This window comes from Sinomonas sp. RB5, assembly GCF_054063535.1.
In genome coordinates this window covers 14,201-29,623 of record NZ_JBSSGJ010000013.1, presented here as the reverse complement: position 1 = coordinate 29,623, position 15,423 = coordinate 14,201, and the positions used below count along the sequence as shown (strand labels likewise).

Annotated in this window: 16 protein-coding genes; 6 read left to right on the top strand and 10 right to left on the bottom strand. The window is 71.9% G+C overall.

The window, feature by feature from the left end; genetic code table 11:
* The first annotated feature begins 73 nt into the window (after positions 1-73).
* Together ACVWWH_RS14620 and ACVWWH_RS14615 are read left to right on the top strand one after the other, a co-directional pair.
* Entirely contained in the window at positions 74-1,291 is a 1,218-nt protein-coding gene (locus ACVWWH_RS14620; RefSeq protein ID WP_457317051.1) for an ROK family protein, read from the top strand.
* 84 nt (positions 1,292-1,375) lie between these two features.
* Positions 1,376-2,512, top strand: coding sequence for an acyl-CoA dehydrogenase family protein (locus tag ACVWWH_RS14615; RefSeq protein ID WP_066494986.1), 1,137 nt, complete (start codon positions 1,376-1,378; stop codon positions 2,510-2,512).
* A gap of 60 nt (positions 2,513-2,572) precedes the next feature.
* Here ACVWWH_RS14615 and ACVWWH_RS14610 read toward each other — a convergent pair whose 3' ends face one another.
* The 5 genes from ACVWWH_RS14610 to ACVWWH_RS14590 form a co-directional block, all read right to left on the bottom strand.
* Positions 2,573-3,280, bottom strand: a complete 708-nt coding sequence (locus ACVWWH_RS14610; RefSeq protein ID WP_457317050.1) for a hypothetical protein — start codon at positions 3,278-3,280, stop codon at positions 2,573-2,575.
* A 32-nt stretch (positions 3,281-3,312) separates the two neighbouring features.
* Positions 3,313-3,858: an RNA polymerase sigma factor gene (locus tag ACVWWH_RS14605; RefSeq protein ID WP_174835458.1), complete on the bottom strand. Its 546-nt coding sequence runs from the start codon at positions 3,856-3,858 to the stop codon at positions 3,313-3,315.
* Between the two features lie 168 nt (positions 3,859-4,026).
* Positions 4,027-4,725 carry a protein tyrosine phosphatase gene (locus ACVWWH_RS14600; RefSeq protein WP_457317049.1) on the bottom strand — a complete coding sequence of 233 codons (699 nt, stop codon included), beginning with the start codon at positions 4,723-4,725 and terminating at the stop codon, positions 4,027-4,029.
* 160 nt (positions 4,726-4,885) lie between these two features.
* Complete coding sequence (locus ACVWWH_RS14595; RefSeq protein WP_066494996.1) at positions 4,886-5,332, bottom strand: hypothetical protein; 447 nt, start codon at positions 5,330-5,332, stop codon at positions 4,886-4,888.
* A 68-nt stretch (positions 5,333-5,400) separates the two neighbouring features.
* Complete coding sequence (locus ACVWWH_RS14590; RefSeq protein WP_066494998.1) at positions 5,401-6,039, bottom strand: class I SAM-dependent methyltransferase; 639 nt, start codon at positions 6,037-6,039, stop codon at positions 5,401-5,403.
* A gap of 121 nt (positions 6,040-6,160) precedes the next feature.
* Here ACVWWH_RS14590 and ACVWWH_RS14585 point away from each other — a divergent pair, with 121 nt between their 5' ends.
* The gene (locus ACVWWH_RS14585) at positions 6,161-6,349 is read left to right on the top strand and encodes a DUF1918 domain-containing protein (protein ID WP_066494999.1); all 189 of its coding nucleotides are present in this window, start codon (positions 6,161-6,163) and stop codon (positions 6,347-6,349) included.
* A 2-nt stretch (positions 6,350-6,351) separates the two neighbouring features.
* A complete protein-coding gene (locus ACVWWH_RS14580) occupies positions 6,352-7,446 on the top strand; it encodes a baeRF2 domain-containing protein (RefSeq protein ID WP_141305700.1) in 1,095 nt (364 codons plus the stop codon).
* 66 nt (positions 7,447-7,512) lie between these two features.
* Here ACVWWH_RS14580 and ACVWWH_RS14575 read toward each other — a convergent pair whose 3' ends face one another.
* The gene (locus tag ACVWWH_RS14575) at positions 7,513-8,253 is read right to left on the bottom strand and encodes a DsbA family oxidoreductase (protein ID WP_457317048.1); all 741 of its coding nucleotides are present in this window, start codon (positions 8,251-8,253) and stop codon (positions 7,513-7,515) included.
* A gap of 143 nt (positions 8,254-8,396) precedes the next feature.
* On the opposite strand from ACVWWH_RS14575, the gene ACVWWH_RS14570 reads away from it, so the two are divergent.
* Positions 8,397-8,891, top strand: a complete 495-nt coding sequence (locus ACVWWH_RS14570; protein WP_447420952.1) for a hypothetical protein — start codon at positions 8,397-8,399, stop codon at positions 8,889-8,891.
* Positions 8,892-9,056: 165 nt separating this feature from the next.
* On the opposite strand, the gene aceB is transcribed toward ACVWWH_RS14570, so the two are convergent.
* Positions 9,057-10,739: a malate synthase A gene (gene aceB, locus ACVWWH_RS14565; protein ID WP_084249245.1), complete on the bottom strand. Its 1,683-nt coding sequence runs from the start codon at positions 10,737-10,739 to the stop codon at positions 9,057-9,059.
* A gap of 75 nt (positions 10,740-10,814) precedes the next feature.
* Complete coding sequence (aceA, locus tag ACVWWH_RS14560; protein ID WP_066495011.1) at positions 10,815-12,149, bottom strand: isocitrate lyase; 1,335 nt, start codon at positions 12,147-12,149, stop codon at positions 10,815-10,817.
* A 96-nt stretch (positions 12,150-12,245) separates the two neighbouring features.
* Between aceA and ACVWWH_RS14555 the strand changes: the two genes are divergently transcribed.
* Complete coding sequence (locus tag ACVWWH_RS14555; protein WP_457317047.1) at positions 12,246-13,781, top strand: helix-turn-helix domain-containing protein; 1,536 nt, start codon at positions 12,246-12,248, stop codon at positions 13,779-13,781.
* 10 nt (positions 13,782-13,791) lie between these two features.
* On the opposite strand, the gene ACVWWH_RS14550 is transcribed toward ACVWWH_RS14555, so the two are convergent.
* Complete coding sequence (locus ACVWWH_RS14550) at positions 13,792-14,091, bottom strand: hypothetical protein (RefSeq protein ID WP_457317046.1); 300 nt, start codon at positions 14,089-14,091, stop codon at positions 13,792-13,794.
* Between the two features lie 78 nt (positions 14,092-14,169).
* Positions 14,170-15,372: a S53 family peptidase gene (locus tag ACVWWH_RS14545; RefSeq protein WP_457317045.1), complete on the bottom strand. Its 1,203-nt coding sequence runs from the start codon at positions 15,370-15,372 to the stop codon at positions 14,170-14,172.
* Positions 15,373-15,423 lie beyond the last annotated feature (51 nt).

The following is a 15,423-nucleotide window of genomic DNA, read 5'->3' as shown; positions in this document are numbered from 1 at the left end:
AGCAAAAGTCTCACTCTTGTCGGCACTCTTTGGTCTGGATGACATCCAGAAGGGGGCGTGCTATCACTGAGGCATGACGTCGCCATCCAGCGCACCGCCCGCGGCCCCCGAGGCCGGCGGAGGCCTCGGCCGCGCCGGCGACCTGTTCCAGCTCCTGCGCGACGGCCGTCCGTGGACCCGGGCCGAGCTCGCCATGACCACGGGCCTCGCCCGGTCGACCGTGGCGGGCAAGGTGGACCTCCTGCTGAACTCCGGCCTCGTCGTGTCCGTCGGCGAGGCGCTCTCGAGCGGCGGCCGGCCGCCGTCGCGCTTCGCGTTCCACCCGCAGGCGCGGACCGTGCTCGCGGTCGACGTCGGCGCGAGCCACGTGCGCGTGGCCCTCACCGACCTCAACGGCGAGGTGCTCGCCGAGCGCTGCGCCCAGAGGCCCGTCGCGGAGGGGCCCGAGGCCGTGCTCGGCTACGTGGTCGACTCCGCCCGGAAGCTCCTGGCCGACAGCAAACGGCCGCAGTCGCTGCTCGCCGGCGTGGGGATCGGCCTGCCAGGCCCCGTCGAGCACGCGACCGGGCGCCCCGTGAAGCCGCCCATCATGCCCGGCTGGGACGGATTCGACGTGGTCGGGTTCGTCCAGCGCTCGCTGCCCGTGCCGGTCCTCGTCGACAACGACGTGAACATCATGGCCCTCGGCGAGCGGGCCGCGTTCTGGCCCGGCGTGGACGACCTGCTCTTCATCAAGGTCGCCACCGGCATCGGGTCCGGGATCATCTCGAGCGGCCAGCTCCAGCGCGGCGCCGACGGCACCGCGGGCGACCTCGGCCACGTGCGCGTGGCGCGCGGCGCGGAGGTGCTCTGCCGGTGCGGCAACGTCGGGTGCCTCGAGGCGCTCGCGTCCGGGGCCGCCGTCGCCCGCTCCCTTGCCGCCCAGGGACTCGAGGCGTCCACCGGCGCGGACGTGGTCGGCCTCGCCTCGCACGGCAACCTCGCCGCGATCCAGGCGCTGCGGCAGGCGGGCCGCGACATCGGCGAGGTGCTCGCCACGTGCGTGAACCTGCTCAACCCGAGCGTGATCGTGATCGGCGGCTCCGTGGCGGCCGCGGGAGAGCACGTCATGGCCGGGGTGCGCGAGGTGGTCTACCACCGCTCGCCGCCGCTCGCGACCACCAACCTGCGGATCGTGCTCTCCCGGGCGGGCGAGCGCGCCGCGGTCATGGGCGCGAGCCAGCTCGTCTCCCAGCACGTCCTCTCCCCGGCGGGGGTGGAGGCCGCCCTCGCCGCGGCCAGCGCCGGGTAGCATCGCGGGTCTCCGGGGCCGGCCGAGGGCCCCGGTCGCGCGCCAACCCGTGCTTTCCCGGGCCCGCGCGGCCATGATGGGCACATGTTCGAACTCACGGAGGACCAGCGGGCCCTCGTCGACACCGTCCGGGACTTCGCGGGGGACAGGCTCGCCCCGCACGCGCTCGCGTGGGACGCCGAGAAGCACTTCCCCGTCGACGTGCTGCGCGAGGCCGGGGAGCTGGGCCTGGGCGGGATCTACATCGGCGAGGAGCACGGGGGCTCGGCGCTCCAGCGCTCCGATGCGGTCCTGATCTTCGAGGAGCTCGCCAAGGCCGATCCCACGGTGGCCGCCTACATCTCCATCCACAACATGGTGGTTTGGATGGTCGACACCTTCGGTTCCGAGGAGCAGAAGGACCACTGGCTCCCGCGCCTCGTCACGATGGAGGCGCTCAGCAGCTACTGCCTCACCGAGCCCGGCGCCGGCTCCGACGCGGGCGCGCTCACCACCAAGGCCGTCCGCGACGGCGGGGACTACGTGCTCAACGGGGTCAAGCAGTTCATCTCCGGGGCGGGCTACTCAGCGCTGTATCTCGTCATGGCGCGCACCGCGGACAGCGGGCACGCGGGCATCACGGCGTTCCTCGTCCCCGCCGAGGCCCCCGGCCTCTCCTTCGGTGCGAACGAGAAGAAGATGGGCTGGAACGCCCAGCCCACGGCGCAAGTGGTGCTCCGCAACGTCCGCGTGCCGGACTCCGCGCGCCTCGGGGCCGAGGGGCAGGGGTTCGGCATCGCGATGAAGGGCCTCAACGGCGGCCGCCTCAACATCGCCGCCTGCTCGCTCGGCGGTGGCCAGGCGGCGCTCGAGAAGACCGTCGCGTACCTCAAGGAGCGCCGGGCGTTCGGCGAGCGGCTGGCGGACATGGAGGCGCTCCGCTTCGCGGTGGCGGATATGGCGATGGAGCTCGACGCCGCCCGCGCCCTCCTCCGGGTCGCCGCCGACGCGCTGGACCGCGGCGCCCCGGATGCGCTGCGCCTGTGCGCCACGGCCAAGCGGGTGTGCACCGACGCCGGCTACCGGGTGGCAGACCAGGCCATCCAGCTCCACGGTGGCTACGGCTACCTCCACGAGTACGGCGTCGAGAAGATCGCCCGGGACCTGCGCGTGCACCAGATCCTCGAGGGCTCGAACGAGATCATGCGCCTGATCGTCGGCCGGCAGCTGCTCGAGGGCTGAGCCGAGCGTCCGCCGAAGGATCGCGGGTGGGAGGCTCGTCGGCGTGGCCCCGTGGAGACATCAGGGCCGTTGCCGGGAAGGCGCGCTCGCCTCTCCCCCCAGTCCCGTGGGCGCGCTCACGCGCTCGGTCGGCCTGGGCGCGACCGTGGGCGCGGGGTGCCGGGCGGGCGGCGCCGAGGGCTGCTCCGGGGGCGCTGTGACGGGCCGAGGCGGGAGGGTGTACTGCGGGCCGGGGCCGCTTCCGTGGGCAGGGACGGCGGGCGGTGCGGGCGTCCCGTCCGTGGGCTGGGCGGCGGGCCCGCTGGCGGTGGGGGAGCCGGCCGTCGCGGGGACCGGAGACGGCGGCACGGCGGACGGCGACGGAAGCGAGGCTTCCCGGGAGGGGGCGTGGCCCGGGCCGGGCGTGCCGGGGGCCTCGGGCCGCGTTCCGGTGAGCGTGCCGATGATGGCGAACATCGCCTTGCCGGCCGCCTGGCGGAACCCTTCATCGGCCGCCGCGGCGGCGGCCCCGGCCCCTCCGACGCAGACGGCGGTGAAAGCGGCGACGGCAGCTCTGCGGCGCCGGGACGCGGGACGCCGACGGGCCCGGCGCCGATGGTCCCGATCGGCGTCGCGGAGGAGCGCAGCGAGCTCGGGCGAAGGGGCAAAGGGCTCTTCGCCCCCGAGGGCTGCCAGCTCGGCCAGGGCAGGGACCAGAGGGTCTCCGGGGCGCGCCTCAATGCCGGATTCGGCAAGCAGGGCATCGAACCTCTCCGACTGTGCGGACATGCTCGGTTCCTTGGGATGGTGGTCCTCGGCGCTCATGGCGTGGCCTCCTCTTCGCGGTCGAGGCGGTTGCGCAGTGCCAGCAGGGCACGGCGCTGGAGCTGTTTGACGGCTCCGGTACTGCGGTGGGTGATGGCGGCCGTCTGCTCCAGGGACAGATCGGCGATGACCCGCAGGGCAATGACCTCGCGCTGGTCTGGGCTGAGCTCCTCGATCAGGCCGAGGATTCTCGTTCCTCGGCCGAGGACGACATCCTCGGCCGAGGGAGCCGACCGCGGCTCGCTGTCGGGGTGGTAGGCAGCCATGGCCGGGGTGCGGGCCCGCTCGCGGTAGTGGTCCACCGTCCGGGCGTGGGCGATCGTGAACACGAGCGTCTTCAGTCCGGCGCGCCCGCCCCTCACGGTGCCGATCCGGGGGTACAGGGCCATGAACACGTCGTTCGCGACTGCTTCTGGATCAGGCACCCCGCGCGAGCGCAGGTACCCCCGTACCGCGGGGGCGAGCTCGCGGTACGCCTCCGAGAACAGCGATTCCCCGTCCTGAGCGTCCCGGTCCTCGGGGGCGTCCCTGACTGAGCGCACCAACCACCCCTGTCTTCACTGCGCGTGCCCGGTCGGGATACCGGCCGTGGCCCGGTCCCGGCGCCGCGCCGGGACCACCGTACCGAGGGTGCCGGCGGATCGGCGGCCGCCCCGCCGATCCGCCGCACCCCGGCGCGTCGGACAGCCGGGCAGCGACCGTCGATGTGCCTACGGGCGGCCGCCGGCGGACGGCTTGTGCGCGGTGCCCGCGCTGGCCTGGGACGGCACCGCCGGAGCCGGTGCCATGCCCTGCCCTGCGGGGGTACCGCCCGAGAGGGTCGGTGCGTGCGCCTGGCCCGCGGCGGCCTGGGCCGGAGCGACGGGCCCGGAGGCCGGAACGTGTGCTGCGGCCTGGCCCGGCAGCGACGTCGGAACGTGGACCGACGCCTGGCCCGGGGCGCCGACCGCTGCGCAGTAGTCCACGATGCCCGAGGCTCCGCCGGCGGCGGCTGCCAAGGAGGCGTAGGCCTGGGAGGAGGCGTCCAGTCCTCCATGGGCGTAGGCGGTGCACAGCCCGAACGCCGCCGGCCCGGAGGCGTCGGGGCCGGCCGCAGTCGCGCTCGGGCTCGAGGAGGCGGCGTCGGACGGCTCGGCCGTCGCGGTGGCCTCAGCGGTGGCGGTCTCGGACGGGGCCGCCGTCTCGGTCGGGTCGGCAGTCTCCGTGGCGCCGTCCGTGGCTGCTGCGGTGCCGCTCGCCGCAGCATCGGAGGGGGCCGGCGCGCCGATCAGGGCATGGGCGGCCTGCTGCACCGGTGCCGGCAGGGAGCCGGCGTAGGCGGCGGCCGCGGTGCCCCCGGCGGCCAGGGCACCGGCAGCGACGGCCCCGGCGGTGATCTTGCTGGTGACCAGCGCGGTGAAGAGCGACATGGAACCCTCCGGAGGAGACGGCGTGGAAGGCCGGGCAGGACCTCCCTGCGCGGCCGCGGCGGGAGCCTTGCCAGCGCCTGCCTGCGGCCCCTCTATCGTCAGAGGGGTCCAAAAGGTTACGCCCCGGCTGAGAATTTCTTCAGGGCTTTTTGCGGGCGCTCTAGCCTGCGAGCCTCAGGACTCCGAGCCCCAGGACCCCGAGCCAGATCAGGCCCGCGACCTTGAGGAGCTCGAGGCCCACGTAGGTGAGGTGCAGCAGGTGCCGGGGCATGCTGCCGCTCAGGTTTCCGCCGGTCACCCGGCGGTCCATCCGCGGCCGGAGCCACGCGACGTCGAGCGCGATGATCACCGCGAGCACGATGCCGAGCGTCCACCCCGCGGCCGAGGATGCCGTCCCGCCGAGCGCGAGCGCGAGGAGCACGGCCGCGGCGAGCACGCACTCGACGAGGTTGAGCGCCCTGAACACGAGCCTGCCGATCCCCACGCCGAGCTCGATCGTGATGCCCGGTGCGCGGAACTTGAGCGGCGCCTCGATGAAGGAGATCGCCAGGACCATGCCCAGCCACACAAACGCCGCCGCCACCAGGACGGCTGTCGCGACAGCCATGCGCCATTCACCTCGGAGGTCGAGAAGGATCATCCCCCTCGAGCCTAAATCAGCATCACGCATGCGTGTTAGTCGCCGGGGCTGCGCCTCGCCTTGAGGATCGCGTCGGTGAGGACGGCCTTCTGTCCCTCGGGGCCGGTCGCCTCGCGGCCCTCGGAGGTGCTCGTCTCGATCGCCCAAAGGTCGGAGCGGAGGCCCAGCGAGGCGGCGAGCTCCTCCGCGGACGGCATGTGCTCGTCGTGGGGGTGGCGCGACCACGGCGGGAAGGCCGTGTGCCCCACCACGAAGAGCAGCCCGCCCGGCGCGACCGCGCGCGTCGCCGCGAGCAGCACGCGCTCGCGGGGGAACTCGACGGGGGAGTGGAGGAAGGAGGCCGTCACGAGGTCGTAGGCCTCCTCCGGCTCCCACTCGGCGAGGTCGCGGGCGAGCCAGGTGATCCGATCGGCGACGCCGGCCTCCTCCGCGTGCTCGGCGGCGCGGCCGAGGGCGACGGCCGAGACGTCCACTCCGGTGACAGTCCACCCCCGCTCGGCAAGCCAGATGGCGTCGGCACCCTCGCCGCAGCCGAGGTCGATCGCCCTGCCCGGCGCCACAGCACCCACCTCGCGCACGAGGGCACCGTTGGGCTTCCCGCTCCACACCCGCTGCCGCTCTGCATAGAACTCGTCCCAGAACTCGGATGGCCCGGGCTTGTGCTCGCTGTCCATCCACCACTCCTATCCGGCCGCCGCCCCGATGCGCAAGGGGCCTTCCGCGGCAGAAGGGTCTCTCGGCCCTTCCTCGCCCTCCAGTGCGCTCCGTACCCTTCCGGGAAGGAGGTGATCCGCCGTGAACGCAGTGCAAGGGGATCGGATCGTCATCCGTGGCCGGACCGTGGAATCGAAGGACCGGCACGGGGAAATCATCGAAGTCAGAGGCGCCAACGGCCAGCCGCCGTACCTCGTCCGTTTCGACGATGGCCACGAGACCGTGGTCTTCCCGGGCGGCGACTTCTCGGTCGAGAAGGTGGGTGGGTGACCATGCTGTCCTTGAAGAGCCTCGCCGAGACGCTCCGCGAGCCCGGCCCCTGGTGCACCGTCCACGCGGAGGTCAGCACCGGGACGGTGGCCACGCACGAGGCCACCGAGGTGCTCGCGAACAACGTCTCACGTGCGGTCACCGAGGCCGGCGGCTCGGACGCCGACGCGCGGGCGGCCGAGCAGCTTCAGTGGGCAGCCATCGGTGAGCCCGGGCCGGTCTCGCGGTTCGTGCTCATCCGCAACGGCCAGGTCGTGGTCAACGAGCTGCTTCCGGGCGCCCCCGGGCGCCCGGTCGTCGAGGTCGGCCCGATCCCCGATCTGCTGCCGCTCGCCGAGGTCCAGAACACCGATGTCGAGTACCTGCTCGTGCAGGCGGAGCGCGCCGATGCGGAGATCGGCCGTTACCGGGCGTCCGCGCGGTCGGCCCTCGGCAGCGAGGAACTCCACGGGGAGACCGAGAACCTCACGAAGGTCCCCCTCGGCGGCTACTCCCAGGGCAAGTACCAGCACCGCACCGAGGAGGTCTGGCGGCGCAACGGCGCCGACGTCGCCGCCGAGGTCAACCGCCTTGTCGAGGAGGGCGGGGTGCAGCTGGTGGTCCTGGCAGGCGACGAGCGCGCGCGGCTCATGGTGCAGGAGGCGCTGAGTGAGCGCGCGGCCGGTCTCGCCCAGGCCGTGGACATGAATTCCTCTGCCCCCGGAGCAGACCAGGAGCGGTTCGCCGAGGAGGTCGACGCGGTGGTCGCGGAAACGGCCGGCCGCCGTGCACAGGATGCGCTCACACGGGTCGCGGACGGGATCGGGCGGAGCTCGGCCGGGGGCTGGGCGGAGACCGTCAACGCGCTGCGCGAGGCGCGGGTCGGAACCCTGGTCCTCTGCCCGGAGGCAATCCAGGGCAAGAGCCTGCTCGCTCTGGGCGCGGAACCGTGGATCGCCGAGTCGGAGGACGGCGCCGTCGGCGCACCGCCGCTCGGCGAGGCCGACGCGGCCGCGGCCCTGCTCCGCGCCGCCGTCCTGACCAACGCGGACACCGTCCTCGTGCCTTCCGGCGCGCTCGACGGCGGATCCGCCGCCGCTGCGCTCCTGCGCTGGTAGGGCGCCGCCGGCACGCCGCCCGCGCCGGTAGCCCGGCGGCGCGGGCGGCGCCTCCGCGGGCTGTGCCTACGCGCAGCCGTCGGGGCCGCACGTGGCGCCGTCGAGCCCGTCGCTGTCCGTGCCGGCGGCCGCGGAGCTGACCATCACGAGGGGATTCGCCTCGCGCCATGCCGTCTCGAGGGCCTGCGCGAACAGCTCCGGCGGCTGGGCGCCGGAGACGCCGTACTTGTTGTCGAGGACGAAGAAGGGCACGCCCTGGATGCCGAGCATCTGGGCCTGGCGGATGTCCGCGGCCACCGAGTCGCGGTACGTTCCGGCGTCGAGCGCGGCGGCGATCTCGTCGGCGTCGAGCCCTGCTGCCGTCCCGATCCGGAGGAGGACCTCGCGGGATCCGATGTCCTCCCCGTGCTCGAAGTGGGCCGAGAGCAGCGACTCCTTTACGGCGTCGGCCCTCCCGTGGGCGCCCTCGGCGTCCTTGGCCTTGGCGAGGTGGAGCAGCTCGTGCCCCGAGTGCGAATTCGCCACGACGATGCGGCCGAAGTCGTACTGCAGCCCTTCCTGCGCCGCGACCTGCGTGACCTGGTCGAACATCTCGGCCACGCGGTCGGCCGGTATGCCCTTGCGCTCGGAGAGGTACTCGAGCTCGGTGCCGTCGTAGTGGTCGGGGAGGGTCGGGTCGAGCTGATAGCTGTGCCACGTCACGGTGACCTGGTCCCGGTGGGGGAAGCCGGAGAGGGCAGTCTCGAAGCGGCGCTTGCCGATGAAGCACCACGGGCAGGCGATGTCGGACCAGATGTCAACGTTCATATCCTGTGCAAGTCCGCCGCCGGTGCCGCTATTCCTGCCGGGCCGCCGGACCCTTGCGGACTTCTTCTACGAGGCGTAGAAAGAAGGTGCCGGGAACCCCGGATCCGCCGGGATCCCCGGTCCAGAGGGACGAGGTGGGAGCGATGACGACGCTCACCAGGAACTGGGCATTCCGGATCGCCGGGGGCGCGGGGCTCGTCGCCTTCGGGCTCTTCGCAGCGGTCTTCTTCGTCCCGCCGGACGTGGAGAAGGCCTGGGTCTACACGATCGGGTTCATGGTCGCCGTGCTCGCCGTGCTCCTCGCGGCCGCCTCCCGGCTCTCCGCGACCCACAGCAGGCTGGGCGTCAGGCCCCGCACGCGGCTCGGGTGGTGGGCGGTGGGGCTCGCCGCAGCCGGCCTCGTCCTCGCGGTCGCGCTGCCGGCCACGCTGATGCAGCTCGCGGCCACGATCGAAGGTCCGATGGTCGCCGCCTCCAATGTCGTGGTCCTCGGCTTCCTGGCCGCGATCGCGGCGGGCGTGGTGGGCGCGGTCGCGTGGTTCCGCCGGGCCGAGCGGTCCGTGCTCGTGCTGCTGACGATGCTCCCGGCGCTGTTCGCGCTCTACTTCCTCATCGGCGAATTCGTCTTCCCGCACTAGCCCCCGTCCGCCGACGTCAGGGAAGGGTTGAGGGGCCGGCCCCTGCGCAGCACCACTACGCAGGGCGGCCCCTCAACGGGTTTCCCGGTGCCCCCGCCCCCGTCCTTCGGGGTGCCTGTTGCGATTGAAGCGTGCGGGGCCCGGGAAGTCTTCGGACGGCGGCGGCTAGACCGCCGCGAACTGGCGCTCGGGCAGGCCGGCCTCGTACTCGTCCTCCTTGCCCGCCGTCTCGCACAGGTAGCGCGCGTAGGCGGGCATGGTCAGGAAGGTGGGGAACTCGGCGCCGAGGGCCACCTCGCCGAACAGCTCGCGGGCGTCGCGGAAGCGGTCGCCGTCGAAGCGCTCGAGCTTGTGGAACTCCTCGTCGAGCAGCTCCTCGACCCACTCGCGGCTCACGATCTCGCCCTGGTCCGTGATGGCGCGGGCGTAGATCCACTGCCAGATCTGCGAGCGGGAGATCTCGGCCGTCGCCGCGTCCTCCATGAGGCCCTGGATCGCCACGGCGCCGTTGCCCCGCAGCCACGTCTCGATGTAGCGGATGCCCACCTCGATGTTGTTGCGGATGCCCTCCTCCGTGATCGTGCCGCGGCACGTGCTCAGGTCGATGAGGGCGCGGTCGTCCGGGACGACGTCCTCGCGGAGCCGGTCGAGCTGGTTGGGCTTCTCGCCCAGCACGCTGTCGAACGCGTCGCGCACCACCGAGACGAACTCCGGGTGCGCCACCCACGCGCCGTCGAACCCGTCCTCGGCGTCGCGCAGCTTGTCCGCGCGGGTCGCCAGGAGGGCCTCGGCGTTGGCCGCGGGGTCGCGCCGGCTCGGGACGAACGCCGCCGGGCCGCCGATCGCCATGGCGCCGCGGCGGTGGCAGGCCCGCACGAGCTGCTCGGTGTAGGCGCGCATGAACGGCTGGGCCATGGTCACCTGGTCCCGGTCCGGGAGCACGAAGCGCGGCCCGCGGGTCCGGAAGTTCTTGATGATCGAGAAGATGTAGTCCCACCGGCCGGCGTTGAGTCCGGCGGCGTGGTCGCGGAGCTCCCAGAGGATCTCCTCCATCTCGAACGCCGCCGTGATCGTCTCGATGAGCACGGTGGCCCGGATGGTGCCCTGCGGGATGCCGAGCAGGTCCTGGGCGAGGACGAAGACGTCGTTCCACAGGCGTGCCTCGAGCCGGTTCTCGATCTTCGGCAGGTAGAAGTACGGACCGTGGCCGAGGGCGATGAGCCGGGCCGCGTTGTGGAAGAAGTACAGGCCGAAGTCCATGATGCCGCCGGCCACCGGCTTGCCGTCCACGAGCATGTTCTTCTCGGGCAGGTGCAGGCCGCGGGGACGCAGCACCGTGGTGGGCCGCTCCTCGAACGGCCTGAGCCGGTACTCCTTGCGGGTCGGGCCCTGGCCGGTGGTGAAGTCGATCCCGCCGCGCAGCGCGTCCAGGAGGTTGATCTGGCCCTGGATCAGGTTGCGCCAGGACGGCGTGAGGGAGTCCTCCATGTCGGCCAGCCACACGTTGGCGCCCGAGTTGAGCGCATGCACGGTCGACTTCCGGTCCACCGGCCCCGTGATCTCGACCCGGCGGTCCCTCAGGCCGGGGGCCGGCGGCGCGACGCGCCAGTTCGGGTCGTTGCGGATCTCCTCCGTCTCCCGGAGGAACCGGGGGTCGCCGCCGCGGGCGATCTCGGCGCGGCGCGCGTGGCGCGCCTCGAGGAGCTCCTGGCGGCGCTCGGCCGTGGCGCGGTGCAGGCGGGCGACGAACTCGAGGGCGTCCGGGGTGAGGATCTCCCGCTGCCGCGCGATGGGCTGGGCGGTGATCGTCACGCCGTTGATCGTGGTCTCAGTGCTGAAGCTGTTCATGGCGGTCTCCTGGTGGTGTACGACGGCGGTGGGCCGGGCAGCGCGTGCCGGCCCACCCGCCGTCGTGCATGCCTGCTAGTGGAACTGGCCCTCTTCGGTGGATCCCACGAGGGCGAGGGTGCTGGCGTTCGGGTTCAGCGCCGTGGAGACCAGATCGAAGTAGCCGGTGCCCACTTCGCGCTGGTGCTTGGTTGCGGTGTAGCCGCGGTCTTCGGAGGCGAACTCGCGCTCCTGGAGGTCGACGTACGCGCTCATGCCGTTGCGTGCGTAGCCGTGGGCGAGGTCGAACATCGAGTAGTTGAGGGCGTGGAAGCCGGCGAGGGTGATGAACTGGAACTTGAAGCCCATAGCGCCCAGCTCGCGCTGGAACTTGGCGATCGTGTCGTCGTCCAGGTGCTTCTTCCAGTTGAAGGACGGCGAGCAGTTGTACGCGAGCATCTGGTCCGGGAACTCGGCCTTGACCGCCTCGGCGAACTTGCGGGCGAGCGCCAGGTCCGGGGTGCCGGTCTCCATCCAGATGAGGTCGGAGTACGGGGCGTAGGCCTTGGCCCGGGCGATGCACGGCTCGACGCCGTTCTGGACCCGGTAGAAGCCCTCGGCCGTGCGCACCGGTTGTCCGCCTTCGCGGAGGATGAACTCCTGGTCGCGCTCGTCGACGTCGGTGGTGATCAGGGTCGCGGCCTCGGCGTCGGTGCGGGCGATGATGACGCTCGGCACGCCGGCAACGTCGGCGGCGAGCCGAGCAGCATTGAGGGTGCGGATGTGCTGCTGGGTCGGGATGAGGACCTTGCCGCCGAGGTGGCCGCACTTCTTCTCGGACGCGAGCTGGTCCTCCCAGTGAACGCCGGCCGCGCCGGCCTGGATCATGGACTTCATGAGCTCGTAGGCGTTCAGCGGGCCGCCGAAGCCGGCCTCGGCGTCGGCCACGATCGGCACCATCCAGTCCTCGACGCTCTGCTTGCCCTCGGAGAACTCGATCTGGTCCGCGCGCTGCAGGGCGTTGTTGATGCGGCGCACCACGGCGGGGACGGAGTTGGCGGGGTAGAGCGACTGGTCGGGGTAGGTGTTGCCCGAGAGGTTCGCGTCCGCGGCGACCTGCCAGCCCGAGAGGTAGATGGCCTTCAGGCCGGCCTTGACCTGCTGGACGGCCTGGTTGCCGGTGAGGGCGCCGAGCGCGTTGATGTAGCTCGTGCCGTCCTCGCGGCCGTCGGTCACGGCCTTCCACAGCTTCTCGGCGCCGCGGCGGGCGAGGGTGTGCTCCTCGGGGACGCGGCCGCGGAGGCGGATGACGTCCTCAGCGGTGTAGTCGCGCTGGATGCCCTCCCAGCGGGGGTCGGCGGACCACTCGAGCTTGAGGGCCTCGGCCTGCTGCCCGAGGGACTGGTTCTGGGGCTCGAACTCTGCGGTCATGGCGGGTCTCCTTCGACTCGGTGCCTGATGGCTTCTTCGTGAGAACAACTTTTCCGTCTCTGCAAGCCCTCCAACAGAGAAAAGTGCTGGAAAGAAGTGCAGATCTTCACGTATTCTCAAGAAATGCCGCGTACGACGCCGTCCGCCCCCGCCCGCTCCTCGTGGAGCCGCCCCGCCGGGCCTCCTCCCGATGCCCAGAGCAGCGGGATCGACGTCATCAGCCTCGGCCGCAGGATCAGGCACCTGCGGAAGGCGGCCGGGCTCACGCTCGAGGAGCTCGGCGCGGCGGCGGGGGCTGCGGCGAGCCAGCTGAGCCTCATCGAGAACGGCAAGCGCGAGCCCAAGCTCAGCCTGCTGACGCAGCTCGCGGGGGCGCTCGGGGTGGGGGTCGATGCCCTGCTCGGGACCGAGCCGCCCACCCGTCGCGCGGCCCTGGAGATCGAACTCGAGCGCTACCAGCGCAGCCCGCTCTACGAGAACCTGAACCTGCCGAAGATCCGCATCACGTCGCGGCTTCCACTCGATGTGCTGGAGTCCCAGCTGGGTCTGCTGCGCGAGCTCGAGCGCAAGATGAACGAGCAGGTCGCCACTCCGGAGGAGGCGCGGCGAGCGAACGGCGAACTGCGCCGGATGATGCGGGAGCGGGGCAACTACTTCCCCGAGTACGAGGCCGAGGCGCAGAAGGTCCTCGCCCAGGTGGGCTACACGTCAGGCCCCCTGAGCCAGCACACGATCTCGGACATCGCGACCCACCTCGGGTTCACGCTCTACCACGTGGGCGACCTGCCCCATTCGACCCGCAGCGTGACCGATCTGAAGAACCGCAGGATTTACCTCACCCACAACCAGCGCTCGGACCACGATCCCCGCTCCGTGCTCCTGCAGGCGCTCGGCCACTACGTCCTCGGCCACGGGACGCCGCAGTCCTACGGGGACTTCCTCGCCCAGCGCGTGGCGACGAACTACTTCGCGGCGGCCCTCCTGCTGCCCGAGCAGGCCACGGTCGACTTCCTCCAGCGGGCCAAGGCGGCCAAGGAGATCTCCGTCGACGACCTCCGCGACGCGTTCTCCGTGAGCTACGAGACCGCCGCCCACCGGTTCACGAACCTCGCCACCCAGCATCTCGGCCTCACGACGCACTTCCAGAAGACGCACCAGTCCGGGATCATCTACAAGGCCTACGAGAACGACGGCGTGAACTTCCCCATGGACCACACCGGGGCGATCGAGGGCCAGCCCTCGTGCAGGGCCTGGACGAGCCGCGCCGTGTTCGAGGTGCCGGACAAGTTCAGCTCCTACAGCCAGTACACCGACACGGTCACCGGCACCTTCTGGTGCACCGCCCGGACGGAGCGGAGCGCGAGCGGAGAGTTCTCGCTCAGCATCGGCGTCCCGTACCACCACGTGAAGTGGTTCCGCGGCAGGGAGACGACGGCGCGCGCGGTCTCACGCTGCCCCGATCCGGACTGCTGCCGCCGCCCGCCCGCCGAACTCAGCGAGCACTGGGCCGGCAACGCGTGGCCCTCGGCCCGGGCCCACTCGCACCTGCTGGCGGCCATGCCGCCCGGCGCGTTCCCCGGTGTCGACGAGACCGAGGTGTACTCATTCCTCGAGGCGCACTCGGGCAGCTAGCTGTACCCGGCTAGCCCGGGAAGGGCGCGGCCGGGATGTCCGGCCTGCCGTCGTGGTCCTGGTCCCCGTAGGCCCGCATCGCGATGCGCTCGGCGAGCTCCTCATTCATCTCGTAGGGCGGCACCTGGCGGAACGCGTGGACCTCGCGCCTGGGGCGGCGCTTCGCGGCCGCACTCTGGGGGACGGCGTTCTCGGTGACCGTGCTCTCGACGGCTGCGCCCTCCGCGCTGGCCGTCGGTTCCTGCGCAGCAGGTCCGTGCTTCTTGAAAAGGCCCATGATGTCCTCCCCGGCGACGGTGGTGTGGATCAACTCGCTCCTTCACGATACGCCCAAAGCTTGGGGAACCCAGGGAGCCGCCTGCGCATTCAGCGGTCTGGCTGCGGCCGTTCAGAAGCCGCCGACGCCGTTGGGCGTCCCGAGGCCGGTGGGGCCGTCCCAGCCTGTTCCCGCAGTGCACCAGTGGGACGGCGAACACGCGCCGTTCGACCCCGTCGTCACGTCGAAGAGGCTTGAGGTGTTGGAGTACGGGATCCAGTTGGCGGGCGTGGAGGGAGAGCCGGTGTTGCCGCTGAGCGCGAAGACGGAGGCGATGATCGGCGAGGCCTCGCTCGTGCCGCCCAGCTGACTCCACGTCGACTTGGCAGCCGAGGTCGGGTAGTAGACGGCGAGGCCGCCATTGGTCGGATCAGACACGGCAGAGACGTCGTTCATGGCGCGTCCCGCGCAGCCGGTGTTGACGGCAGACGCCGGCGGCGGGGCCGCGTTGAGGCTCGAGCAGCCGGAACCCGTGCCCTTCCAGGCCGTCTCGCTCCAGCCCCTGGGGTTGGCGGCCTGCACGAGCGAGGTCCCGCCGACCCCGACGACGTAGCTCGAGGACGCCGGGTAGTAGGCGCCGTTGTAGCCCCAGTCGCCGGCGCTCGCCGTGACGGCCAGGCCGGGATGGCTGTAGTACTTCCCGTAGGTCGAGTCGGGCGCGTCGTAGAACGCGTAGGAATTGGAGATGGCAACGACTCCGGGCATCTGCGCGGCGGTCTGGACGGCGGTGCCGAGGGCGGTGAGGCTCTGTGCGCTGGCCTGGAACACCGCGATCCTGCAGTCCGGGCAGGCCGCGGAGACAGCGTCCACGTCGAGGGCCTGCTCCTGCGCCCACCCGAGGTCGAAGCGGGGCAGCTTTGTCCCGCCGGATTGGTTCCGGATCGTCAGGCAGCCGTTCGCCGTCGAGCATTCGGGGAGCCCGAACTGCTTCCGGTACACCGCGAGATCCCGCTCCAGGTTCGGATAGCCATACGCGTCCACAATGGCCACGGTCCGGCCGCCGCTCGCGGTGCCGTCGAGGCCGTAGGCGTCCTTCAGCTGTGAGGGGACCAACGCCGTTGACGGCGGCTCGGAGGCACTCGTGATGGGCGTCCCGGTCCGGTCCAGCGCCTGGCGGGCCGTGCAGGCAGCCTCGTAGGATCCGTTCCGGGGCGCCGGACAGACTGGGCGCGAATGGTCCGGCGCAGGAGGCGCCCCGGGTGCGCCCCAGGCCGGTGACGCGGCCGCGCCGGCGAGGAGCAGGCCTGTGAGCAGCGACGCGACGATCTTCCTCATGGGGGGACCCCTTCCAGGCGACGAGACGGGTCTATCAGACGCCCAGAAGGG